This window comes from Terribacillus halophilus, assembly GCF_900162685.1.
Taxonomy (GTDB): Bacteria; Bacillota; Bacilli; order Bacillales; family Amphibacillaceae; genus Terribacillus; species Terribacillus halophilus_A.
In genome coordinates, this window is sequence record NZ_LT727828.1 from 1,656,493 (window position 1) to 1,679,265 (window position 22,773).

Annotated in this window: 26 protein-coding genes and 1 riboswitch; of the genes, 25 read left to right on the top strand and 1 reads right to left on the bottom strand. The window is 43.9% G+C overall.

Translation table 11 applies throughout. The annotated features are described in order from the left end of the window. Positions 1-97: 97 nt before the first annotated feature. The 12 genes from B1K52_RS12995 to B1K52_RS13045 all read left to right on the top strand — a co-directional run bounded on the left by B1K52_RS12995 (position 98) and on the right by B1K52_RS13045 (position 10,024). Complete coding sequence (locus B1K52_RS12995) at positions 98-679, top strand: D-alanyl-D-alanine carboxypeptidase family protein (RefSeq protein ID WP_444851942.1); 582 nt, start codon at positions 98-100, stop codon at positions 677-679. Further along, a complete protein-coding gene (locus B1K52_RS18495; protein WP_373022474.1) occupies positions 660-1,097 on the top strand; it encodes a D-alanyl-D-alanine carboxypeptidase family protein in 438 nt (145 codons plus the stop codon). Before B1K52_RS12995 ends, B1K52_RS18495 begins: the two co-directional genes overlap by 20 nt. Beyond that, entirely contained in the window at positions 1,091-1,684 is a 594-nt protein-coding gene (locus B1K52_RS13000; RefSeq protein ID WP_077308904.1) for a nucleoside recognition domain-containing protein, read from the top strand. The genes B1K52_RS18495 and B1K52_RS13000 overlap by 7 nt, the downstream gene beginning before the upstream one ends. Continuing rightward, complete coding sequence (locus B1K52_RS13005; RefSeq protein WP_077308906.1) at positions 1,681-2,214, top strand: spore maturation protein; 534 nt, start codon at positions 1,681-1,683, stop codon at positions 2,212-2,214. Before B1K52_RS13000 ends, B1K52_RS13005 begins: the two co-directional genes overlap by 4 nt. 62 nt (positions 2,215-2,276) lie before the next feature. After that, on the top strand, positions 2,277-3,011 hold the full coding sequence (locus B1K52_RS13010; RefSeq protein WP_077308908.1) for a pseudouridine synthase: 735 nt from the start codon (positions 2,277-2,279) through the stop codon (positions 3,009-3,011). 59 nt (positions 3,012-3,070) lie between these two features. Beyond that, positions 3,071-3,607, top strand: coding sequence for a thiol-disulfide oxidoreductase ResA (resA, locus tag B1K52_RS13015; protein WP_077308910.1), 537 nt, complete (start codon positions 3,071-3,073; stop codon positions 3,605-3,607). A 17-nt stretch (positions 3,608-3,624) separates the two neighbouring features. After that, entirely contained in the window at positions 3,625-5,169 is a 1,545-nt protein-coding gene (gene resB, locus B1K52_RS13020) for a cytochrome c biogenesis protein ResB (protein WP_077308912.1), read from the top strand. Then, complete coding sequence (gene ccsB / locus B1K52_RS13025) at positions 5,169-6,326, top strand: c-type cytochrome biogenesis protein CcsB (protein WP_077308914.1); 1,158 nt, start codon at positions 5,169-5,171, stop codon at positions 6,324-6,326. Before resB ends, ccsB begins: the two co-directional genes overlap by 1 nt. A gap of 26 nt (positions 6,327-6,352) precedes the next feature. Next, positions 6,353-7,069, top strand: a complete 717-nt coding sequence (locus B1K52_RS13030) for a response regulator transcription factor (protein ID WP_077308916.1) — start codon at positions 6,353-6,355, stop codon at positions 7,067-7,069. Beyond that, a complete protein-coding gene (locus B1K52_RS13035; protein ID WP_077308918.1) occupies positions 7,069-8,832 on the top strand; it encodes an ATP-binding protein in 1,764 nt (587 codons plus the stop codon). Before B1K52_RS13030 ends, B1K52_RS13035 begins: the two co-directional genes overlap by 1 nt. Before the next feature lie 15 nt (positions 8,833-8,847). After that, positions 8,848-9,024, top strand: a riboswitch (cobalamin riboswitch). A gap of 74 nt (positions 9,025-9,098) precedes the next feature. Next, positions 9,099-9,494: a DUF4430 domain-containing protein gene (locus B1K52_RS13040; RefSeq protein ID WP_077308920.1), complete on the top strand. Its 396-nt coding sequence runs from the start codon at positions 9,099-9,101 to the stop codon at positions 9,492-9,494. Then, positions 9,494-10,024 (top strand): ECF transporter S component, encoded by a 531-nt coding sequence (locus B1K52_RS13045; protein WP_077308922.1) that lies wholly within the window; start codon positions 9,494-9,496, stop codon positions 10,022-10,024. The genes B1K52_RS13040 and B1K52_RS13045 overlap by 1 nt, the downstream gene beginning before the upstream one ends. Before the next feature lie 15 nt (positions 10,025-10,039). On the opposite strand, the gene B1K52_RS13050 is transcribed toward B1K52_RS13045, so the two are convergent. Then, a complete protein-coding gene (locus B1K52_RS13050; protein WP_077308924.1) occupies positions 10,040-10,288 on the bottom strand; it encodes a ferredoxin in 249 nt (82 codons plus the stop codon). Positions 10,289-10,388: 100 nt separating this feature from the next. On the opposite strand from B1K52_RS13050, the gene B1K52_RS13055 reads away from it, so the two are divergent. The 13 genes from B1K52_RS13055 (at position 10,389) to B1K52_RS13115 (ending at position 22,757) form a co-directional block, all read left to right on the top strand. Beyond that, complete coding sequence (locus B1K52_RS13055) at positions 10,389-11,387, top strand: YpbB family protein (RefSeq protein WP_077308926.1); 999 nt, start codon at positions 10,389-10,391, stop codon at positions 11,385-11,387. Continuing rightward, on the top strand, positions 11,384-12,904 hold the full coding sequence (locus B1K52_RS13060; RefSeq protein ID WP_077308928.1) for a RecQ family ATP-dependent DNA helicase: 1,521 nt from the start codon (positions 11,384-11,386) through the stop codon (positions 12,902-12,904). The genes B1K52_RS13055 and B1K52_RS13060 overlap by 4 nt, the downstream gene beginning before the upstream one ends. Positions 12,905-12,933: 29 nt before the next feature. Next, complete coding sequence (locus tag B1K52_RS13065) at positions 12,934-13,251, top strand: hypothetical protein (protein ID WP_077308930.1); 318 nt, start codon at positions 12,934-12,936, stop codon at positions 13,249-13,251. 193 nt (positions 13,252-13,444) lie between these two features. Beyond that, entirely contained in the window at positions 13,445-14,026 is a 582-nt protein-coding gene (locus tag B1K52_RS13070; protein ID WP_077308932.1) for a genetic competence negative regulator, read from the top strand. A gap of 213 nt (positions 14,027-14,239) precedes the next feature. Beyond that, positions 14,240-15,511, top strand: a complete 1,272-nt coding sequence (locus B1K52_RS13075) for a Glu/Leu/Phe/Val family dehydrogenase (protein WP_077308934.1) — start codon at positions 14,240-14,242, stop codon at positions 15,509-15,511. An 88-nt stretch (positions 15,512-15,599) separates the two neighbouring features. Then, on the top strand, positions 15,600-16,577 hold the full coding sequence (locus tag B1K52_RS13080) for a YpdA family putative bacillithiol disulfide reductase (protein ID WP_077308936.1): 978 nt from the start codon (positions 15,600-15,602) through the stop codon (positions 16,575-16,577). 17 nt (positions 16,578-16,594) lie between these two features. Further along, positions 16,595-17,554 carry an asparaginase gene (locus B1K52_RS13085; RefSeq protein WP_077308938.1) on the top strand — a complete coding sequence of 320 codons (960 nt, stop codon included), beginning with the start codon at positions 16,595-16,597 and terminating at the stop codon, positions 17,552-17,554. 100 nt (positions 17,555-17,654) lie between these two features. Continuing rightward, positions 17,655-18,323: a glutamic-type intramembrane protease PrsW gene (gene prsW, locus B1K52_RS13090; RefSeq protein WP_077308940.1), complete on the top strand. Its 669-nt coding sequence runs from the start codon at positions 17,655-17,657 to the stop codon at positions 18,321-18,323. Between the two features lie 116 nt (positions 18,324-18,439). Then, a complete protein-coding gene (sleB, locus tag B1K52_RS13095) occupies positions 18,440-19,276 on the top strand; it encodes a spore cortex-lytic enzyme (RefSeq protein ID WP_077308942.1) in 837 nt (278 codons plus the stop codon). A gap of 15 nt (positions 19,277-19,291) precedes the next feature. After that, positions 19,292-20,641 (top strand): germination protein YpeB, encoded by a 1,350-nt coding sequence (ypeB, locus tag B1K52_RS13100; RefSeq protein WP_077308944.1) that lies wholly within the window; start codon positions 19,292-19,294, stop codon positions 20,639-20,641. A gap of 85 nt (positions 20,642-20,726) precedes the next feature. After that, positions 20,727-21,398, top strand: a complete 672-nt coding sequence (locus B1K52_RS13105; RefSeq protein WP_077308946.1) for a flagellar brake protein — start codon at positions 20,727-20,729, stop codon at positions 21,396-21,398. An 84-nt stretch (positions 21,399-21,482) separates the two neighbouring features. Next, on the top strand, positions 21,483-22,163 hold the full coding sequence (cmk, locus tag B1K52_RS13110; RefSeq protein ID WP_077308948.1) for a (d)CMP kinase: 681 nt from the start codon (positions 21,483-21,485) through the stop codon (positions 22,161-22,163). Between the two features lie 12 nt (positions 22,164-22,175). After that, a complete protein-coding gene (locus B1K52_RS13115) occupies positions 22,176-22,757 on the top strand; it encodes a lysophospholipid acyltransferase family protein (protein WP_077308950.1) in 582 nt (193 codons plus the stop codon). The last annotated feature ends 16 nt before the right edge of the window (positions 22,758-22,773 follow it).

Consider the following 22,773-nt stretch of genomic DNA (forward strand, 5'->3'; position numbering starts at 1 on the left):
CATGCTCGTTATAATGATTGCCTTATCCCTTTGCGCCGTGCTTCTGCCTGGACAAGCAGCAGCGAAACCTGGCGTAGCTGCAGATTCGGCAATCTTGATGGAGCTTTCTACAGGCAGAGTGCTATATGAGAAGAATGCAGCCGATCCAAAGCGGATTGCCAGTATTACAAAGATAATGACAGCAATTATTGCAATTGAATCAGGTAAGATGGATGAAACAGTGACAGTTAGTAAAAATGCAATCTATACGGAAGGCTCCTCCATTTATCTCAAGGAAGGGGAGGAAATTCCGCTTGCCGATTTGGTATATGGTCTTATGCTTCGTTCTGGAAATGATGCCGCTGTGGCTATTGCAGAACATGTTGGAGGCAGTGAAGAAGGATTTGCGCATCTAATGAATGAAAAGGCAGCATGGCTGGGCATGCAAGATTCCCATTTTGATAATCCGCATGGTCTGGATACCGAATCACACCACAGTTCAGCGTATGATATGGCATTATTGACTAGGTATGCGATGAAGAATGATACCTTCCGAAAAATCAGCGGTACGAAAACTTATAAAGCAGATTCCAAGCGGTACGCCTGGGGCAATAAAAATAAGATGCTGACACGTTATTATGAGCACTCTACTGGAGGGAAAACAGGTTATACAAAANAAGATGCTGACACGTTATTATGAGCACTCTACTGGAGGGAAAACAGGTTATACAAAAAAAGCAGGCAGGACGCTAGTAAGCACAGCAGAAAAGGATGGGATGGAGTTAGTCGTCGTTACGATCAATGATCCGGACGATTGGCGCGATCATAAGAACTTATTCGAATGGGGATTTGATGAATATCGCCTGACAAAATTAAAGCAGCCGGAGACAGGTACCTCCATTATTTATCCTCTGACAGACAAGGAGAAGAAAGCGGCACATAGCGTCACTTACATGCTAAAGCAGCAGGAGCATCAACAGCAAATCGGGACGGATGTTTATTACTTGGATAAAACTCGAATTGGCTCTGTCCCTATTTATACCGTACCGGAGGAGCCAACTTTGGCTGGTACGGTAAAACAAGTATTTGATGAAATAGCGGGTGTCCGTCTATGGTGAACTATATCTGGGCAATAATGGCGATAGGCGGCATTATTTATGCCATGTTTACTGGTACGATGGATCAAGTGAACAAAGCAATCTTTAAAAGTGCGGATGATGCGGTCGTTTTGGCTATCAGTCTTATAAGTGTGATGGTATTTTGGCTCGGCATTACGAAAATAGCGGAAGCTGCTGGACTTTTAAATGCACTTGTACGACTAGCCAAACCATTCATTTCCAGATTATTTCCTGACATACCGAAGGATCATCCGGCAATGGGATATATTCTGTCTAATTTGACAGCTAACTTCTTTGGTTTAGGCAACGCAGCGACACCGATGGGGATTAAAGCGATGGAAGAAATGAAAAAACTCAGTAACAGTCCGAAAGCAAGCCGATCTATGATTACCTTTCTGGCAGTAAACACCTCCAGCTTAACGCTCATCCCAACAACTGTGCTTGCTGTGCGAATGAAGTACGAATCTAATTCGCCGACTGAGATAGTCAGTGCGACGCTGCTGGCATCCATTCTTTCTTTCATAGGTGCTATTCTGATCGATCGGCTCTTTTATGAGATTCGAAGACGGAAGGAGCGTCGTATATGAGCCTGCTTGCAACTGCCAGCTTGTGGATTATTCCATGCTTAATCTTAGTGGTGCTAGCCATTGCTACCGCTAAACGACTCCCAACATATGAACTGTTTGTCGACGGTGGTAAAGAAGGCATTAGCTTAGCTATCTCGATTCTGCCTTTTCTGCTTGGCATGCTCATCTCCATTTCTATTCTGCGGGCTTCAGGTGCGCTGGATGCCTTAATTGGTCTCATTACGCCGGTTCTGAGCATACTTGGTATGCCGGCTGATATTGTTCCGTTGGCACTCGTGCGGCCAATTAGCGGCACAGCAGCACTTGGTATGACAACAGAACTAATCGCCACACATGGTCCGGATTCATTTATCGGTCGACTAGCATCTGTTTTGCAAGGCAGCACCGACACGACCTTTTATGTGCTGACCGTTTATTTCGGAGCAGTAGGGATTCGTAAGATGGGGGATGCATTAAAAGTTGGACTGTTAGCGGATGTTATTGGTATAATTGCTTCAATCATTGTAGTAACGATTATATTCGGAGCATGAGAAGCGTTGACAATCGTTAACGCTCTTTCTTTGTTCTTGTAAAAAAAAGTGAGGATCAATAAATGGATAAACAAGCAGAACGTCTGCAAAAAGTAATTGCCCATAGCGGTGTTACATCAAGAAGGAAAGCCGAGACGATGATCTTGGAAGGTAAAGTGAAAGTGAACGGCAAAGTCGTAAAGGAACTTGGCGTTAAAGTTACATCAAGCGATACAGTTGAAGTGAATGGTATACCACTTGAAAAAGAGAAATCGGTTTATTATATGCTGTACAAGCCTCGCGGTGTTATCTCCAGTGTGCAAGATGAGAAAGACCGTAAAGTAGTGCTTGATTTGATGCCGGAAGTAACCGAAAGAGTTTACCCAATCGGACGGCTGGATTACGATACTTCTGGTTTGCTGCTGCTGACGAATGACGGCGAATTCGCCAATATGCTTATGCATCCAAGTCAGAAGATTGATAAAGTCTATGTAGCGAAAGTAAAAGGAATACCAACTCCAGAAGAGTTAAAACAGCTAAAGCGTGGCGTCATGATTGATGGGCATAAATGTAAAGCGGTTTATACCAAACTGATGAGTGCAGATAGAAAGAAAAATACCAGTCTTGTCCAAATTATTTTGCATGAAGGACGTAATCGTCAAGTAAGAAAAATGATGGAAAGCATCCAATATCCTGTTCAAAAACTTAAACGGGAACGTTTCGGATTTTTAACACTCGAAGGACTGCAGCCTGGGGCTCACCGCAAGCTGACACCGGAGGAAGTACATCGTATTAAAAAGGAATACAAAGAAAAGTAAAAAAGTTGTCAAATATGACAGCCGGGCAACATGCTATACTTGGCAAGAGGTGAGTACACATGGATTCCTTGAAAAAACGGCGTTTTCTCATTCGACTGTTTGTACTTACAGTTCTGGCATGTGTGCTGCTGACAGCTGGCTGGAAGCTGCTGAATGAAGGAAAGTCTCAAAAGCTTGAGGCAGGGGAGAAGGCACCGGATTTTGTATTGGAAAATATCCAGACAGGCGAGAAATTTAAACTGTCTGACCTGAAAGGGAAAGGTGTACTCGTAAACTTCTGGGCAACCTATTGCGAACCATGCAAGCAGGAAATGCCTGTATTTGAAGAAGCAGCTCCTACATATGAAAAACAAAACGTTATTCTTGCAGCAATCAGTGCTGACCAAAGCAGCCTCGTGATCAATCGGTTTCGTGATCGTTATGATCTCTCGTTTCCGCTATTACAAGATAACGGAAACCAGGTAATGGAGGCATATAGTGTTGATGCGCTGCCGGCTACATTTTTTATTCGAGCCGATGGAACGATAAGCAGAACGGTTTATGGACCGCTGCAGATAGAAAAGCTTGAGAAGTATCTGGATGAGATTGTGCCTTGAGAAAGAAGGCGAGGACGATGCAGCAATGCCCTGTTTGCAAAAAGGAAAAGCAGCAGTCTGAGAAATTTTGCAGTCAATGCGAAGAGCAGCGAAAGAATTGGGATATGCGATATGAAGGTGCTCTGCGCAGATCACAGCAGCAAAAGCGAACAGTTATCGATAACGTATGGCGTTTTTTCTCTTCAGTACGAAACGGCATGTACATACTGATTGTCACATTGCTTGCGACTGCGCTGGGAACAATTCTGCCGCAGCGGGCCTACATACCTCCTGGCAGTATACCTCAGGAATTTTATGCATCACAATATGGTCTGTTTGGCCGGGCATACCATTACTTGGGTTTTGATATGCTTTACAGTTCGTGGTGGTATATGATATTGCTTGGCTTGCTTGGTGCAAGTATTCTAATTGCGAGTATTGATCGGTTTTTCCCTTTATACCGCGCACTGAAAAAGCAGCCAATCAAACGTCGTATATCTTTTCTCAGGCAACAAAAGTATGTCCGGGAATTAGAAATTACAGCGCCTGAACTTCTGGTAAAGGAAATGAGAGAAAAGCGATATCATGTTCGGCAGGATGGGGAAGATTTCCTGGCGGAGAAAAATAGGTTTGCCAGATGGGGGCCGTATGTGAACCATATTGGCTTGCTGCTAATTTTAACTGCTGCATTTCTAAGGCTGTTTCCATCTTTTTATCAAGATTCTTTTGTATGGATACGAGACGGAGAGACAGCTGTCGTACCGAATACCAATCAGTCGTTATTTATTAAAAACGAGCGTTTTATTGTGGATACATATAATGCAGATGACCCGAAATTCAGTGAGGCGATCAAACTGGAAGGAAGAAACATTCCGAAAAGCTTTACTACAAATATAAGCATCTTCCAAACGGAGAAACATCTTGCAGGCGAAATGGCTGACCTTGATTTGCTGTCGCATCTTCAAGTTTCTGTCAACCACCCTGTCAGGGCAGCAGGGTACACGATTTATCAGTCTGGTTATCAATTAAATGAGTTCAGCAGCCTGACATTTCGTACCTTCAATGAAGATGGCCAGACAGCTGACATAAAGATTGATACCCAAGATCCCAATACAGAATATCAACTTGAAAACGGTCTGCGTGCGGTGCTGATTGATTATTATCCGGATTATCAGCTGGATGGAGATAGCGTGGTAACAGTTTCCAAATTCCCACGAAACCCCGCGTTTGTTATGGATATAACCGATGGCGAACATACCGAAAGAGTATTTGCAGCAGTGGATGAGGTTGTCTCTGAGACAGGCTCTAACCGTTACAGTATTTCTGCAGTCGATTACGAGACGCACCATGTGACCGGTTTATCGGTTAAGCGCGATTGGACGCTGCCGGTATTCCTGCTGGGCGGTATCATCTTCATGATGGGCCTTATACAAGGACTTTATTGGCAGCACCGGAGATTATGGCTTCATAAACAGCAAGATGGTACGTATCTGCTTGCTGGGTATACAAACAAGCATACTTCCTCCTTAGAAAAAGAAGCAGATAGGTTGTTAGATAACTATCGAAAAGGAGGGAGGTACTGATGGAACAACTGCATCTGTTAAGCGGCCATTTGCTGGAAGTAGCTTTTTTTAGCTATTTAATTGGTGTTATTCTTTTCACTTGGGCCGCTGCGAGACGAAGGCAGCCTGTGTTTAGGAATCTCGCCTGGGGAATAACAGCACTTGGCTGGCTTGCACAGCTTGGCTTTTTCATTCTGCGATGGGTTTACAGCGGACATGCACCTGTAAGCAATCTATTTGAATTTATGACCTTCTTTGGCATGATGATGGTTTTGGTTCTGCTCGTTGTTTATTGGTTTTATCCTTATCCGCTGTTAGCAATACTTGCACTCATCATTGCAATTTTAATTATTGGATGTGCCGCCATGTTTCCGCAAGAGGTTGCGCCGCTCGTGCCATCTTTGCAAAGCCATTGGCTCTATATCCATGTCACAACCGCTGCACTTGGGGAAGCCGTGCTTTCAATCAGCTTTTTCACTGGTTTTCTTTATATCCTGCATGAAACCGATCAAACAAAACAGCATAAGAGCGTATGGGCGATTGAAGGGTTGTTTCTTATCCTTCTTTCCGTTATCGGTTATATGCTGCTGGCATTTATATTCCGGCTGAGTGGTTATACAGCTGCTGTAATAACTGCCCAAGATTCTGTCATGTATCAGCTGCCTCCATTGTTTGTTCCGCATGATACCGTCACGACCGTGTTACCCGTGCATATCAGCGTTTCAGAGTGGATGCGCGGAGAAAATGCAGCGCAGCAGCTGAATACAGTTACCTTATCTATCATTGCTGGTGTTTTTCTATATATCATTATTATTGCACTTGCAAGAAAAAGAATTGGGGCAGTTCTCCAGCCAATTGTACAGAAGCTGCCAAAGGACACGCTGGATGATATCGGCTACCGGGCAGTTGCTATTGGATTTCCGATTTTTACACTTGGTGCACTTATCTTTGCAATGATATGGGCGCAGCAAGCATGGGATCGTTTTTGGGGCTGGGATCCAAAAGAAGTGTGGGCATTGATTACTTGGCTTTTTTATGCTGCTTTCTTGCACATACGGATGCTGAGAGGCTGGCAGGGAATTCGATCCGCTTGGCTGCTTGTAATCGGATTTTGTATTATTATGTTCAATTTACTGGCCGTAAATTTGCTTATCGTAGGCCTGCATGCTTATGCTTAACATAACAAGAGAAAAGGGGAAGGATCATGGAATCAGAAGCACATATTCTAGTAGTAGACGATGAAGAAAGAATCCGCAGACTGGTGCGTATGTACTTGGAAAAAGAAGGATATACGCTCGACGAAGCAGCGGATGGAGAGCAAGGCCTCCAGATGGCGACAGAAACCGATTACGATGTTATCCTGCTCGATGTTATGATGCCTGGCAAAGATGGAATTGAAGTTTGTCAGGAGATTCGTAAAGAAAAAGGCACGCCGATTATTATGCTGACCGCAAAAGGCGAAGAAGCGGATCGGGTAGAAGGTTTTGAGGTTGGAGCTGATGATTATATCGTAAAACCTTTCAGTCCTCGTGAAGTTGTGCTGCGAGTCAAGGCGTTGCTGCGAAGGTCTTCGACAACTAAATACTTGCATACCGATGCGAAAGCGAAAGATCTGCTTGTTTTTGCTCATCTGACAATTGATAAGGATGCGCACCGCGTAACTGCGGATAACCAAGAAGTGACGTTAACACCGAAAGAATATGAGTTGCTGCATTTCTTGGCATCCACACCTGACAAGGTTTATGGGCGGGAAGACTTATTGAAACAAGTTTGGAAGTATGAATTCTTCGGGGATTTGCGGACTGTTGATACGCATGTGAAAAGACTTCGAGAGAAGCTGAGCAAAGTATCCGAAGACGCAGCTAGTATGATTGTGACTGTTTGGGGTGTCGGATACAAATTCGAAGCGGATAACAGCTAATGCTTTGGGGAAGTGTTGTCAACAAGCTTTGGCTGACCATTCTCTTGCTTGTCTCGGTCGTTCTCGGTTTGCTGACCTTTTTACTGCTCGAGTTCTTTGGTAATTTCCATATTGAAGAAGCTGAAGAAAGGCTTATGCAAACAGCAGCTAAAGTTTCTATTTTACTTGAGGAGATAGATAACCGGAGTACGGTCTTTGATACGGCCGATCGCGTGCAAGATCCAAACTCCCGGATCGCTATCTTACAGGGAGATACATTTTGGCTGTCAGTGCCTGATAAACAGTCTGACGTTTTGCCCAGCGTGAACAAAGATTGGTTTTTAGAAGATGCTGAACTAAGCAAGGCAGTTACGGATGGAAAAGAAGTGTCAAAACAGCTTGTTCTTCCTGATACAGATGTAAGTGTCCTTGCGGTAGGTACGCCGCTTGAGGATGGCAATGGTGCTGTATATGTATACCAATCATTATCTGTTGTAAAGGAAACAGGCAATCAGACAACGCAAATAATTTTGCTTGGTGCCGGTATCGCATTTGTTCTGACGACTGTGTTTGCATTTTTCCTATCTTCCAGAATTACAAAACCGCTTATTAAAATGCAGGATGCAGCACTTAACGTAGCTCGCGGCCAATTTGGGACAACTGTACCCGTCGTCACACATGATGAAATTGGTATGCTGGCAACTGCTTTTAACAAAATGGGGAAACAACTGGAATTTAATATCAATGCACTCAGCCAGGAAAAAGAGCATCTTAGCAGAGTGGTGAATGCCATGGTAGATGGCGTTGTTATGATTAACCGGCAAGGTGAACTGACGGTAACAAACCCACCCGCGGAGGCTTTCATTCATGACTGGCAGTTTGAAAATGGGGAAACATTCCGCGAAGTGCCTGGTGTTTGGCTGGAGATTATGGAGAGTGTAGTTACGACTGCATCGGAAGTAACACGGGAATTGACGATACAGGGAAGAGAATGGGTAATTATTGCCACCCCGCTGTATGACGAAGCTGCGATACGAGGTGCAGTAGCAGTTGTACGCGATATGACCCAGGAACGTCGCTTGAATAAACTTCGAGAAGATTTTATAACGAACGTTACTCATGAACTTCGTACGCCGATTTCTCTGCTTCAAGGGTACAGTGAAGCAATCATTGATGATATAGCTGATACAGTCGAAGCAAAAAATGAACTTGCTCAAATTATCCATGATGAATCACTGCGGATTGGCCGACTCGTTAATCAGCTGCTTGATTTGGCCAGAATGGAAGCTGGAGATACACACTTGGTAATCGAAGATGTAGACATCAATCCTTTCTTAGAACGGATTGTTCGTAAGTTCCAAGGTCTGGCAGATGATAGAGAGATTAAGCTTGGCTTAGTGAATGCGGTAGATAAACAGACGTACCGATTTGCGCCTGATTCGTTAGAGCAAGTATTGACGAATTTGATTGATAATGCAATTACGCATACAGAAAATGCTGGTTCTGTTCAAGTGACAGTTTCTGATGATACAGAGCAGCTCGTTATATCTGTTAAGGATTCCGGCAGCGGTATTCCAGAAGAAGATCTACCGTTCGTTTTTGAGCGATTTTATAAGGCGGACAAATCCAGAACAAGAAAAACAGGCAAAACAGGGAATGGCTTAGGACTTGCTATCGCTAACAATATTGTGCAGGCGCACGGCGGAACGATTAAAGTGACAAGCAGACTTCATGAAGGGACGACCTTCATTATCCGCCTCCCTCAGCATACAAAAAAGAGATAATATGATAAAATAAGCTCGATTCAAAGCATGTACGGTGTCGATCAGACTTGATAGGGAATACGGTGAAACTCCGTGACTGTCCTCGCAGCTGTGATTACCAGCGAAAAGAACATAACCACTGTCCGATGGATGGGAAGGGTTCTTAGTAGAAGAAGGTATCAGTCAGCAGACCTGCCTGTATGCTTCTGTTTCACCGCTTCGGGGACTGAGCGGCTGAAGCGACAGCTTCTGATGCTCTTTCCTTTACAAAAAGGGAGGATTTTTTTATGAAGAAAGCACTACATATGCTGAGTGCACTGCTATTGGCAGCAGGCATACTCGCAGGCTGCGGTACAACCGAACAATCGCAGCAGAATAACCAGCAGGCAGAGCAGCAGACCGAGCAGCAAGCCACCATCACATTGACAGAAGATGGGGAAGAAGTTAGCTCAAAAGAAGTTGCTTTTGAGGAAGGTGCTAATCTGATGGATGTGATGAAAGAGAATTTTGAAGTGGAAGAAGATGCTGGTATGATAACGTCCATTGAAGGTCACAGTCAGGATGAAGGCGCGAGTAAATACTGGCTTTATACGGTCAACGGCGAAATGGCACAAGTTGGAGCAGCTGACCTCGAACTTTCAGATGAAGATGAAGTAGCCTTCAATCTACAAAAAGCTTCTTAATGTTTGCGACTCGTAAACTGACACTGTTGGCCATGCTGACAGCACTTGCTACGGTAGGCAGGATTTATGCGAATGTATTGTTCCCATTTCTGCCCAATATGCAGCCGATGACGAGTGTCATCATTATCTGTTCGCTTTTGTTAGGTCCAGCTGCGGGTGTTATTATTGCCGTTTTGTCTACCTTGTTATCGAACATGATATTGGGTATGGGGTTATGGACATTATGGCAAATAATTGCTTGGGGACTCATCGGGCTTTTATTCGGTTCGATTGGGAAGCTGTGGAAGAATCCGCATCTGCTTGTTATGACGGCCGCCAGCGTGCTGACCGGCTATGTTTATGGACTGCTTATTTCACTGCCTAACCTGTTTATTATGGAGCATTTTCTTGCTTATTATATTGCAGGCTTAAGCTTTGACACGATGCATGCAATTGGAAATGGTATTTTCTTCTTTATTTTGTATCCTGTTCTGCGCAGGTTATTTGACAAGTGGATACCGGCTCATAGGAAAAGAACCACTTCCTCTTAACAAGGGAAGTGGTTCTTATATATGTGTTAATGCTTCTTTTCCGATAACTAAATCACTTAGCTTAATAGATTCCGTAGGACAAGATTCGTGTGCATCTGTTACATCTTCCTGCAAATCCTCCGGTACAGCAAAAGTACCAGTATTACGATCAAGCAGGACAAATGCCAGTCCTTCATCATCGTAATCGTACACATCGGGCGCGACAGCTCCGCATGTTCCGCAGGCAATACACGTATCCTGGTCAACATATGTATACATTACCATCGGAGATTTCCCCCTTCCGCTTCCAACAAAGCTATCACATGCTTTATACTAAGTGTAGCGCGTAAGGAATCGGAATACAAGTTTAGAAAGGTTGATCCTCATGCTCCTGGCTTCCATCATACTTCATGCAGTCCAGCCTATCCGTAATGAACGGAGTACGGCCTCCATTTACCATCTCCTTCAAGGCAAACGCTCAGCCCAAACACTTCAAGATGCCCACATGTATGGTCTTACAAATTTGTTTGGAATTTATCCGAAGCTTTCTCGAGATTTATTTGACAAGCTGGCAGCGGACTTACTGGAGAATAAAATACAGGTTAATAAAACGCCAATTCCATATTTCAATGGAATGGCTTATCAATCACAAACCGACGCCTTTTTGTATCGGCTTCTTTTGCTGCTCCAAATGCTGTCAAATCAAGCACACGGAGAAAAACGTTATATTCCTGTTACCGACCAAGGGCAAGTGCAGTATTGGGTCAAGCAATTATATCGACAGGAACTGACGCAGCTGGGGAATTGGCGAAGCTCCTTATATGAAGAGTTATACGGCTTGCTTGAGAACCTGCCAGAAGAGCAGGCAGGTTTATTCGTCGATCGAATAAGCGGTTACCAGCATATCGGTTTAACGGCAGCGCAGCTAGCGGTCAAATATGATTTGCAAGAAATAGATGTACCGCTTTATCAAACATCTACGATTCATTACTTTCTGAATCAAGTGAGTGCAAACAAGGCGCTGTTTCCGTATCTTGGAACGCTGATTGAACAACCGAAACAGCAGTCAAACACGATTACATCTACCGCACATAAAACGAGGATGATGCTCGAACGCGGGTTGACTCTGGATCAGATTGCGGCGGCTAGGGGATTGTCCGAAAATACGATTAAAGATCATATTGTAGAGATGACTTGGCTGGAAGGCAGAAGGCTGGCAAGCAGATTTATTGGCGAAGCCGATGCAGCAGTTATTATGGATTGTGCTGAAAAAACAGATACAAATAAACTAAAACATATCCACGCTGCGCTCAACGGAAAGTATAACTATTTTCAGATCAGAATGGCACTTGCACTGCGTAATGAACAGGAGGTGGAGGCGTGAAGACAGATTTGCAGCAAGCATTATTAAAATATTACGGATATGAGCAATTCCGTACTGGCCAATTGGAAATACTAGAGAGTGTGATGCAGAATCGCCATACACTTGGTGTATTACCGACTGGTACCGGCAAATCTGTTTGCTATCAGCTGCCGGCCTTCATGCGGAGCGGACAAGTCATTGTCGTCTCACCTTTACTTTCCCTGATGGAAGATCAAGTGAAGCAGCTGCGAGCAAAAGGTTTCAAACGAGTAGCGGCATTAAACAGCTTTCTTAATTATGAAGATAAGCAGCAAGTGACTCGCAATCTAGCGTCTTATGATCTTCTGTATGTTTCACCAGAAATGCTTCAAAATGATTATTTGATCAGCCGCCTGATGCAGCTGAAGATTCAGCTGTTTGTTGTAGATGAAGCGCACTGCATTTCACAGTGGGGAAAAGAATTCCGCACCGATTACTTGCGCTTGGCTGAGGTTATTCGAACACTTGGAAGCCCACCTGTCCTGGCACTCACCGGAACAGCTACGCCAGAAGTTCAGACTGATATTCAGCATCTTCTGGGAGATTTGGAGATGGAGAAACATATCTACCCAATGGATAGACCGAATATCGCTTATTTTGTGCAAGAAGTACAAGATCAACAAGAAAAGAACGAAACGATGCTGGCCTTACTAAGGAAAATGCAGGCTCCGACAATCATCTATTTCTCCAGCCGGAATATGGCGGAAAGTGTTGCGGCGTTGATTCGAATAAACATGCCAGATATGGCATGTGCCTATTACCATGGCGGAATGGAGAATGAAGACCGCATTCTGATCCAGCAGCAGTTCCTTGCTGGCCAGCTTCAGATCATCTGTTGTACGAGCGCATTTGGAATGGGTGTAGACAAAGAAGATGTGCGCTTGATCATTCATTATCATCTGCCAAATGACAAGGAATCTTTTATTCAAGAAGTAGGCAGAGCTGGCCGAGATGGCAAGGAAAGTGTTAGTGTTGTCCTGTATAGTCCTGGTGACTGGCAGATACCTGTACATCTTATTGAACAAGATTTGCCAGAACAGTCTTCCATCCAGCAATTGATGCGACACTTATATCAGCGGGTACAAGCTGGGATGACAGACTTACCTGCTTACGAGTTAATTGTGCAGCACATTCCGATTGGCGAAACGCAATGGCGATTTTTACTATATCAGATGGAAAAACATGATATAGTAAAGGGAAATCAACTGCAGTATAACGCACAAACTTGGAAGGATTTTCTGGAGCAGATAGAGAACCTTGTTGGTGAACGAAAAAAACATAAATTGGTGCAGCTGCAGCGTATGAAAGAATGGATTTACACAGATACATGCAGACGCCGAATATTATTTGCTCACTTCCAGCGCACAGTACGTCCTGCAAGCGGACGCTGCTGCGACAATTGCGGAGATACCCTCAAGGACTGGGAAACAGTACCAGTGAGCGCACAGCACGATGCAGCAGGCTGGCGGGAGCAACTCCGTTTCCTTTTACAGCAATGAAAACGGATAATGGAAGGAAGGACACTTCAATGGCAAAGACAGAAGAGAAAGACCTCGATCTCGAAGAATTGGTAGCGTCCGTGACCCAATCATCGGAAGAGGCACAGAAAGCAGAACCAGAAGAAGCACCCGCCATAAAAGAGGAAGCGGAGTCAGAAGGTCAGCGAATCGATGTTTTGAACTTACCGCCGCGCCGCACGATCCATGATGGAGCACGGACAGGCTTTCGATTGCGCTGGAATGGCGTTCTTGTGAGGTTTATCATCTTGACAGTCATCGTGTTAGCCGGAATCTCGTATATCATGTTGTATACGGATGTCCCGTCATTGTTACCAGACTTGTTTTAGTCCGTTTTCAGTTTGGACAACAAGGGTATTTTTAGCACAAAGATTAATATACTAACTATACGTACAAAGCTAATTGTTTGAATAGGGAAATCAACTTAAAAAATGGACGCATCTCTAGGGATGTGCCGCGTACAAAATATAAGGCGAATCATATGCTATCTATATCTAGAATGGCATCCAAGGGGGAAAAGTGATGAAGTTAGAGCGCGTATCATTAAATCAATTCAAGATCTTTCTTACTTTCGACGATTTAATCGAGAGAGGCTTGACAAAAGAAGATCTCTGGCATGATCTTCCTGGCGTTCATCAGCTTTTTCACGATATGATGTTTGAGGCAAGTGATGAATTGGGCTTTGAATTGGAAGGAACACTTCTTGTTCAAGTTCATATTCTGCAAGCACAAGGGATGCAAATCATTGTTACCCAGTATCCGCAGACAGAAGACTTTGAAGAAGAAGAGGATTATATCGAAATGAAAGTGACATTGGACGAGAGCAGAGAGCTTATCTTTTCCTTCACTGATTTTGAAGATATCATCAGCGTTTCCCATCAATTACAGCAGGTGGGTATTGAAGACGCTGCCGTCTATTTTATGAATGATTTATATTATATGGAGATTCAGACCCTGCTGCACCCGGAACAGCGGGAGAATTTAATTGCAGTGATGTCCGAATTCGCCAGTCCAAGCATTGTAACGTCGGTGCGGCTTAATGAATATGGCAAGAAAATTTTCGAAAAAGATGCAGTACGGCAGATTTGCTCGTACTTTGCTTAAGCTATAAAAGATACCGGTCTATGAAGTGCACCCTGAAAGTTAGAGTAACACTAACTTTTGGGGTGCAGTTCACTATTGCCGGTATCTTTTTGATTTTATCTTATTCTATTTGTTCTTATTATCCATCTGTCTGCTTTTTTGATAGAATGGTTATGGAATAGAAAGAAGAATTTTTTTAATAATGATGGGGAAATTTTTAGGAGGTAAAGAACAGTGGCCGACAAAGCTGCGGAATCCACCAACAACAAGCATAGGGAAGTATTACAATCGACACAGAGAGTCGTACAATCGGCTTTGCAGAAACTTGGGTATCCGGAGGAAGTCTTTGAATTATTAAAGGAACCGATTCGAATGATGACAGTCCGTATTCCAGTTAGAATGGATGACGGAAGTACAAAGATTTTTACTGGATATCGGTCGCAGCATAATGATGCTGTTGGTCCAACGAAGGGTGGCGTACGCTTCCATCCGGAAGTAAGTGAGAGTGAAGTAAAGGCTTTATCGATTTGGATGAGTCTGAAAGCCGGTATCGTCGATTTGCCATATGGCGGCGGTAAAGGCGGTATTATCTGTGATCCACGGGAAATGAGTTTCCGGGAGCTTGAAGGAGTGAGTCGGGGATATGTACGGGCAATCAGTCAGATTGTTGGGCCGACGAAGGATATACCTGCACCGGATGTGATGACTAATTCCCAGATTATGGCCTGGATGATGGATGAATACAGCCGAATGGATGAATTTAACAATCCTGGTTTTATTACCGGAAAACCAATTGTTCTCGGGGGATCGCATGGCAGGGAGACTGCCACTGCCAAGGGTGTTACAATTTGTCTGCGTGAAGCTGCGAAACAAAAAGGCATAACTTTGGAAGGTGCACGTGTTGTCATCCAAGGATTTGGTAATGCGGGCAGCTATTTAGCGAAATTCATGCACGAAGCTGGTGCGAAAGTAATCGGTATTTCTGATGCTTACGGTGCGCTGCATGACCCGGATGGCTTGGATATTGACTATTTACTTGATCGCAGAGACAGTTTCGGCACAGTAACCAACTTATTCAAAAGTACAATCTCCAATAAAGAACTTCTGGAGCTTGATTGCGATATATTAGTACCAGCAGCAGTAGAAAATCAAATTACCGAGGATAATGCACACCAAATTAAAGCTGAGATTGTCATTGAAGCAGCGAATGGACCAACAACGTTTGAGGCGACTAGAATACTGACAGAGCGCGGTATTTTGTTAGTGCCTGATGTGCTGGCTTCTGCTGGCGGTGTGACGGTGTCTTATTTTGAGTGGGTGCAAAACAACCAAGGCTATTATTGGACGGAGCAGGAAGTAGAAGAAAGACTAGAGAAAGTGATGCTGAAAGGTTTCCACAATGTCTACCAGACCTCGCAAACGAGGCGGGTCGATATGCGCTTGGCAGCTTATATGGTCGGTGTAAGAAAAATGGCCGAAGCATCCAGGTTCAGAGGCTGGATCTAATTAGAACAAAAACAGTGCTCTTATTCTGCAGCTGTCAGGGTAAGAGCTTTCTCTTTTTCGTAAAAGAGAGGCAGAAAGGAGCAGGACCATGCAAAAAGAAAAAGTAATCATTATCGGAGCAGGACCATGCGGGCTTTCCGCAGCAATTGAACTGCAGCAAGCTGGCATAGAGCCGCTGCTTATCGAAAAAGGAAATGTTGTCAATTCTATCTATCAATATCCGACACATCAAACGTTCTTCAGTTCAAGTGAACGGCTGGAAGTAGGCGGCATGCCATTTGTAACGGAAATGAAAAAGCCCGTACGAAATCAAGCGCTAGCTTATTACCGGACAGTAGCACAGCGACGAGATATACGGATACATACGTTCGAACGCGTCATGCAAGTAACAGGTGAGAAAGGGGATTTCACAGTCTCAACGAAAACGATTAAAGACGAAGAAAAAACGTACCAAGCTGATTTTGTAATTGTGGCAACAGGCTATTATGATCAGCCATACTTGATGCAGGTACCTGGTGAAAAACTGCCGCATGTGTTTCATTACTTCAAAGAAGCACATCCTTATTTCGGTAAAAATGTAACGGTTATCGGCGGAAAGAATTCTGCTGTGGATGCGGTGCTGGAACTTCATAAAGCTGGTGCCAATATTACGGCTCTTTACCGTGGGAGCACGTATTCAAAAAGCGTCAAACCGTGGATTTTACCTGAATACGAATCGTTAGCACGTAATGGATACATTGATCATAGATTCAATGCGCATATTAAAGAAATCACGGAAACGCATGTCATCTTTGAAGAAAATGGCGAGCTGCACACTGTGGAGGCGGATTTCGTATTTGCGATGACCGGCTATCGTCCGGATTTAAACTTACTGCAAGGCATGGGAATCAGCATTCATCCAGAGACGGGTAAACCAGATTATAATCCGGAAACAATGGAGTCTAACATACAAGGTATTTACATTGCTGGCGTTATTGCAGCCGGAAACAATAATAATGAAGTATTCATTGAAAATGGCCGTTTTCACGGTGGGAAGATTGCCGCATCAATTGCATCACGGAGCTGAAGGGAAGGGTTCATCCAATGAAAGGTAAAGTTGTCTTGGTAACGACAGGCGGTACAATTGCCAGCGTACCGAATGAAGAAAGCGGAAAACTTGCATCCGGCGAAATGTCAGGAGAGGATTTGCGCAGCCAAATCGCATTGCCAGAACATATTGAAGTATCTGTCGTAAATGCGCTCCAAAAACCGAGTATGCACATCACTTTTGAAGACTTGGTTTACTTGAAGAAATTAATCGAACAGCAACTGAAGGACCCAGAAGTACACGGTGTTGTCGTGACGCATGGTACTGATTCGTTAGAAGAAACAGCCTATTTCCTCGATTTGACGATCCAGGATACACGACCAGTCGTTGTTACAGGCTCTCAGCGTGCTATTCATGAATTAGGTTCCGACGTATACATCAACTTGCGCCACGCTGTTTTGACCGCGTACGACGAGCAATTGCGCGACTGTGGTACTGTTGTTGTGTTTAACGAGCGCATCTTTCCTGCTAAGTATGTTAAGAAAGAGCATGCTTCGAATATCCAAGGCTTCAATGCATTTGGATTCGGCTATTTAGGTATCATTGATAATGATAAAGTATATCTGTATCAAAAACCGGTTAAACGACATACATATGCGTTGCAAAAACCGCTCCCGCAAGTGGAGATTATTAAATGTTATTTACAGGCAGACGGCAAGTTCATAAAAGCTGCCCGTGAAGCTGGTGTGCAAGGAATTGTCCTAGAGGGAGTAGGCCGTGGACAAGTGTCCCCTAAAATGAAAGAGGAAATCCTTCGCAGCTTGCAAGCTGGGATAACGATCATGCTTACAACAGCTTCCGAAGAAGGAAATGTATACACGACGTATGATTACGAAGGCAGCGCCTATGATTTATACAAAGCTGGTGTATTGCTCGGAAAAGACGCAGACAGCAAAAAAGCCCGCATGGAGCTTGCTGTTGCATTGGCTTCTGAACAGAAAGAAAGATTACTCTAGAACGGAGGACCTATTTCCTTTTACTTTCCAGTATCATATTCCCAAAAAATAAAGGGCGTGGTACGATAAAGGCAGATTGTTAGTTGGAAGAGGTGCTACCATGCTTACGATTCTTTCCGCTGCGATTGCCCCAGCACTCGCACTCCTTACTTTCTTTTATTTAAAGGATCGTTTGGAGCCAGAGCCACTGAGCATGGTACTGCGGACGTTTCTTTACGGGGCATTGCTCGTATTTCCAATCATGTTTATTCAGTATGCATTGCAAGCTGAAGGGATTGGAACTCACCCCATCATTTATTCGTTTTTTACAATTGGTTTTTTGGAAGAATTTTTTAAATGGTTCATCTTCTTGTATACGGCGTTCCGGCACACGGAGATGGATTCGGTTTATGATGGCATTATTTATGGCGTCAGCATCAGTTTAGGTTTCGCAGCGGTGGAGAATGTTTTGTATTTATTTGCTCACGGTGTTGATTATGCATTCACACGGGCGCTATTTCCTGTGTCTTCTCACGCACTTTTCGGAGTTCTTATGGGCTATTATCTTGGCAGAGCGAAATTCGGCAGTAGACATCCTCGTCTGCGAATAATAGCTGCGATGCTAATCCCTTTCCTGCTGCATGGATTTTATGACTACATCTTAGTAGTGGTGCAATTCCATTGGATCTACATACAAGTTCCGTTCATGATTATTTTATGGACGATTGGTTTGCGGAAGGTAAGGGCAGCAACGAATCATCCAATTGAAAAAATACAGACGACCAAATGAAAGAGTTAGGCAGACAACACTGCCTGACTCTTTTTTTGATAGCTGATTGCATATTTTCACTTTGCTGGAAGAAAGCTATTGGTAGTCAGATAAGTTTAGGTTGGAGGAAATGAACAATGAGACAAAGACAAATTCGGCTTTATAAATGGATCTGTGCCGGTTTCATCTTGTTTAGTGTAGTCGCTGTATCACCGCTCGAGACAAACGCATTCTCAGACCAGGTGATTCAGCACGGTGCCACCGGTGATGATGTAGTGGAACTGCAGGCAAGACTGCAGTATGCAGGCTTCTATAATGGCAAAATAGACGGTGTTTTCGGATGGGGCACGTATTGGGCACTGCGAAACTTCCAATATGAATTTGGAATGGAGATTGATGGTGTTGCAGGGCAGCAGGCGAAAGATAAATTAGCTGCAAATACGAAATATGATAAAGCCTTTGTTATGCAACAAATTCAAGAAGGTAATACATTTACTTATTACGGCGGTACACCGCAGGAACAGCAAGTGAAGAAACGCGGCAATGGCGGAAGTGGAGGAGGAGGCAGCGACAACGAGAAAGCGCCGAATACATCGGCAGTTAACGTACCAAATGGCTACTCCCAAAACGATATTAAATTAATAGCCAATGCCGTTAACGGGGAAGCGCGCGGTGAACCGTATGTAGGTAAAGTTGCTGTAGCTGCTGTTATTCTGAACAGAGTAGAGGACCCTTCATTCCCGAATACGATATCTGGTGTTATCTTCGAGCCAAGAGCTTTCACAGCGGTTGCTGACGGGCAAATCTGGCTGACTCCGGATGAATCAGCGAAACAAGCAGTATTAGATGCGATAAATGGCTGGGACCCTTCTGGAGGGGCAATTTATTACTTTAATCCGAATACAGCTACCTCACCTTGGATTTGGTCCAGACAGCAAATTAAAACGATTGGTGAGCACATTTTCTGTATGTAGAAAGGAGAGCGAACAATGTATAAATGGGTGCTAATCGGTGTACTCGCTCTTGCGCTGACAGGAACAGCGATTTGGGGTGTGAATGAACGCCGGGAAAAAAATGATATTCAGATGCAAGCGGAGAATAATTATCAGCGATCCTTTCATGAACTGACCTACCGAATGGATACATTGCATGACAAAATTGGTGGTACCTTAGCAATGAACTCGAGAGATTCGCTATCTCCGCAGCTGGCAGAAATATGGCGACTATCTTCAGAAGCGCACACAGACGTAGGTCAGCTGCCGCTTGCGTTACTGCCATTTGAGAAGACAGAAAAGTTTCTGACGAATATCGGTGATTTCACGTACAAGACAGCTGTTCGTGATCTTGATAAAGAGCCGCTGTCCGAAGAGGAAATGCAGCGTCTGGAAAAGCTGCATGACCAGGCTGGCCAAATCAAAAACGAACTGCGAAATGTGCAAAATACAGTGCTAGGGAATAACCTGCATTGGACAGATGTGGAGCTTGCGCTGTCGGATGACGAGAATGATCATTCTGATAATACGATTATCAGCAGCTTTCAATCAGTAGAGGACACGACAGGAGGTTTTTCTGAAGAGAAAAATTTCAACAATGGCGCTTTGCCTTCTTCGAATGAGGAACATAAATTCGAAGGCGTTACAGGCGAACGCATCAATCAGAAACAAGCTAAAAAAATAGCTGCCAATGCTTTTAATCTCAACACAATTACCGGTATTGAAGGCGGAAAATCAGGCAAAGGATCAGATGTTCCGCTTTATAGCCTTTCTTATCAGAAAGATGGAGAAAGCGGCTATGCCGATGTCAGTCAAAAAGGCGGCCATATTCTGACGCTGATGATGCAACGTGAGCGAGAAGAACCGAAACTGGGATTACACGATGCACAGCAAAAAGCAGAGGAATTTCTGAAGAAGCAAAAGCTTTCCAACATGGAAATGGTCCAAAGCAGTCAATATGATTCGGTTGGTATTTTCTTCTTTGTCCCTGTTCAGGATGACGTTCGCATTTATGCGGATATCGTTCAAGTTAAAGTAGCTTTGGATAATGGTGATATTCTAGGACTTAATTCCCGAGACTATTTCATGAATCACCATGAACGGCAGCTAGAAAAACCAAAGCTGACAGAAAAAGAAGCCACGGAAAATCTCAACCAAAATGTTACAGTCCAAGAAACACATCTTGCTTTAATTGAGAATGACACACATGAGGAAACGCTTGTCTATGAGATTATGGGAACAAGAAATAACGACACGTACAGGATCTATGTGAACGCCAACACAGGAAAAGAAGAAGAAATCGAGAAACAGACTACAACTGAGGCAAGATTTTTGCAAACGACGTAAGGGGAATGGCAATCAGCCTTCCCCTTTTTAAATATTTTTGCAATAATAGGAAGAAAGAACGATGTAGGGGGAAGGGGTAAGACTCTTGCTGAAGATAGGTAGCACTTTAGTATTAGAAAAGATAGATACAACAGATAGAGGAAAATGTGTTCGCTATCGGGCGAAGGTAATTGAATTGAAGGATGGAATGATTTATATTGACTATCCGATTAACGAACAGACAAAGCGGACAGACATATTTCCGGTTGGGACAACCTTTAAAGCGATATACGTAACAGCAGAAAGTGCCTTTACTTTTAGTACAGAGTTAATTGGCAGAGCAATACTGACAGTACCATCTTTAAAATTGCATATGCCAAAACCGGACGACGTCTCAAAAATTCAGAGACGGCAGTATGTCCGGATTCAAACGAGCACGGATGTGGCAATGTATGGCGTCCAAACTGATGTCCCGCCAATCTCTTCCGTAACGGTCGATATAAGCGGTGGGGGACTTTCGCTGCTGCTGCCTGAAAAGCATGCATTTACAGAAGGAATGCAGGTAAAACTTTATATTGCGTATTATCTGCAAAAAAGCGGTCCGGCTTTTCTTGAGGCAACAGGGAGTATTGTACGTCTCGTCAAAAACGAAAGAAGCAGGAAGAATACTGCGAGCATTGAATTCGTTGAAATTCATGAGCGTGACAGGCAAGCAATCATTCGATTTTGCTTTGAGCGGCAGCGGGAACAGCGCAAAAAAGGATTGCGGATCAGGTAGACTTCAAATAGACCAGGACGGCAACCTATGGTATGCTTTATGAGGTTTAATTTATGATTATGTAGAGAAAAAGGATTGAATTAAATGAACTCGAAGACAATCGCTATCGCAATTGATGGACCTGCTGCGGCAGGCAAAAGTACCGTATCCAAACTGGTTGCTAAAAAGCTGCAATTTGTTTATGTGGATACTGGAGCTATGTATCGCGCACTTACGCTTACCGCATTGGAAGCTGGTGCTGACCTGGAATCGGAGAATGCGCTGCTAACCTTGCTTCAAGGCATTGATATTGTGTTAATGCAGCATGAAGAGGGACAGAAAGTGTTCGTTAATGACAAAGATGTAACAGAAGCAATTCGTACGAATGAAGTGACAAACCATGTATCTATCGCGGCTAAACATGCATTAGTCCGAGAAGAAATGGTAAAACGTCAGAAAAAGCTGGCTGCAAACAATGGCATCGTCATGGATGGCAGGGATATCGGCACACGTGTTCTTCCAGATGCAGAAGTCAAGATCTTTATGATTGCTTCCGTTAATGAACGGGCAGAGCGCCGTTATAAAGAAAACATTTCTAAAGGGTATGAAGCAGATTTAGAACAGCTGAAAGAGGATATTCGTCTGCGGGATAAGCTTGATTCTGAAAGAGAAGCATCACCGCTTGTCAAAGCAGAAGATGCTGTAGAGATTGATACGACGGCACTATCAATCGAAGGTGTAGTGGATAAGATTCTTGCTGTCGTGCATGAAGCAATCGGGCGATAAGGAGAGAATATTATGTCATTATACACTTTTGGCAAGATGGTAGTCAGCACTGTCCTTTATCCCGTATTCCGCATTAAAGTATACGGGAAAGAACATGTTCCGAAAGAAGGTCCGGTGCTCGTATGTTCCAACCATATTTCCAATTTTGATCCGCCTGTCCTTGGCATTACCTGTCCGCGTGACATTGCATTCATGGGAAAAAGCGAATTATTCAAGTTCAAGCCGCTTGGATGGCTCATGAAGAATTTAAATGTATTCCCAGTCAAACGCGGTATGCAGGACCGATCCGCTTTGCGAGTCGGATTGGATTTACTCGCAGAAGGCAAAACGATGGGGCTATTTCCGGAAGGAACGCGAAGTAAGGACGGAACGCTTGGTGCACCGCTACCGGGCATTGGTTTTTTTGCCATGCGTTCAGAAGCAAAAGTTGTTCCATGTGCGATTATCGGCTCTTATAAAGGGGTAAAGCCATTAAAGGTCATCTATGGTCCGCCAATTGACATGCAGGAATTACGCGAAAGGAAAGCGCCTGCCAAGGAAGTGTCACAAGCGATTATGGATGAAATACAACTTCTAATAAATGAGCATGTCTGATAGAGACCCTATCACT

What these genes read in the sequence shown, in the direction of transcription:
- B1K52_RS18495 (WP_373022474.1), top strand. Translation starts at nt 660, where the DNA reads ATGCTGACACGTTATTATGAGCACTCTACTGGAGGGAAAACAGGTTAT.
- B1K52_RS13000 (WP_077308904.1), top strand. Translation starts at nt 1,091, where the DNA reads ATGGTGAACTATATCTGGGCAATAATGGCGATAGGCGGCATTATTTAT.
- B1K52_RS13005 (WP_077308906.1), top strand. Translation starts at nt 1,681, where the DNA reads ATGAGCCTGCTTGCAACTGCCAGCTTGTGGATTATTCCATGCTTAATC.
- B1K52_RS13010 (WP_077308908.1), top strand. Translation starts at nt 2,277, where the DNA reads ATGGATAAACAAGCAGAACGTCTGCAAAAAGTAATTGCCCATAGCGGT.
- resA (WP_077308910.1), top strand. Translation starts at nt 3,071, where the DNA reads ATGGATTCCTTGAAAAAACGGCGTTTTCTCATTCGACTGTTTGTACTT.
- resB (WP_077308912.1), top strand. Translation starts at nt 3,625, where the DNA reads ATGCAGCAATGCCCTGTTTGCAAAAAGGAAAAGCAGCAGTCTGAGAAA.
- ccsB (WP_077308914.1), top strand. Translation starts at nt 5,169, where the DNA reads ATGGAACAACTGCATCTGTTAAGCGGCCATTTGCTGGAAGTAGCTTTT.
- B1K52_RS13030 (WP_077308916.1), top strand. Translation starts at nt 6,353, where the DNA reads ATGGAATCAGAAGCACATATTCTAGTAGTAGACGATGAAGAAAGAATC.
- B1K52_RS13035 (WP_077308918.1), top strand. Translation starts at nt 7,069, where the DNA reads ATGCTTTGGGGAAGTGTTGTCAACAAGCTTTGGCTGACCATTCTCTTG.
- B1K52_RS13040 (WP_077308920.1), top strand. Translation starts at nt 9,099, where the DNA reads ATGAAGAAAGCACTACATATGCTGAGTGCACTGCTATTGGCAGCAGGC.
- B1K52_RS13045 (WP_077308922.1), top strand. Translation starts at nt 9,494, where the DNA reads ATGTTTGCGACTCGTAAACTGACACTGTTGGCCATGCTGACAGCACTT.
- B1K52_RS13050 (WP_077308924.1), bottom strand. Translation starts at nt 10,288, where the DNA reads ATGGTAATGTATACATATGTTGACCAGGATACGTGTATTGCCTGCGGA.
- B1K52_RS13055 (WP_077308926.1), top strand. Translation starts at nt 10,389, where the DNA reads ATGCTCCTGGCTTCCATCATACTTCATGCAGTCCAGCCTATCCGTAAT.
- B1K52_RS13065 (WP_077308930.1), top strand. Translation starts at nt 12,934, where the DNA reads ATGGCAAAGACAGAAGAGAAAGACCTCGATCTCGAAGAATTGGTAGCG.
- B1K52_RS13070 (WP_077308932.1), top strand. Translation starts at nt 13,445, where the DNA reads ATGAAGTTAGAGCGCGTATCATTAAATCAATTCAAGATCTTTCTTACT.
- B1K52_RS13080 (WP_077308936.1), top strand. Translation starts at nt 15,600, where the DNA reads ATGCAAAAAGAAAAAGTAATCATTATCGGAGCAGGACCATGCGGGCTT.
- B1K52_RS13085 (WP_077308938.1), top strand. Translation starts at nt 16,595, where the DNA reads ATGAAAGGTAAAGTTGTCTTGGTAACGACAGGCGGTACAATTGCCAGC.
- prsW (WP_077308940.1), top strand. Translation starts at nt 17,655, where the DNA reads ATGCTTACGATTCTTTCCGCTGCGATTGCCCCAGCACTCGCACTCCTT.
- sleB (WP_077308942.1), top strand. Translation starts at nt 18,440, where the DNA reads ATGAGACAAAGACAAATTCGGCTTTATAAATGGATCTGTGCCGGTTTC.
- ypeB (WP_077308944.1), top strand. Translation starts at nt 19,292, where the DNA reads ATGTATAAATGGGTGCTAATCGGTGTACTCGCTCTTGCGCTGACAGGA.
- cmk (WP_077308948.1), top strand. Translation starts at nt 21,483, where the DNA reads ATGAACTCGAAGACAATCGCTATCGCAATTGATGGACCTGCTGCGGCA.
- B1K52_RS13115 (WP_077308950.1), top strand. Translation starts at nt 22,176, where the DNA reads ATGTCATTATACACTTTTGGCAAGATGGTAGTCAGCACTGTCCTTTAT.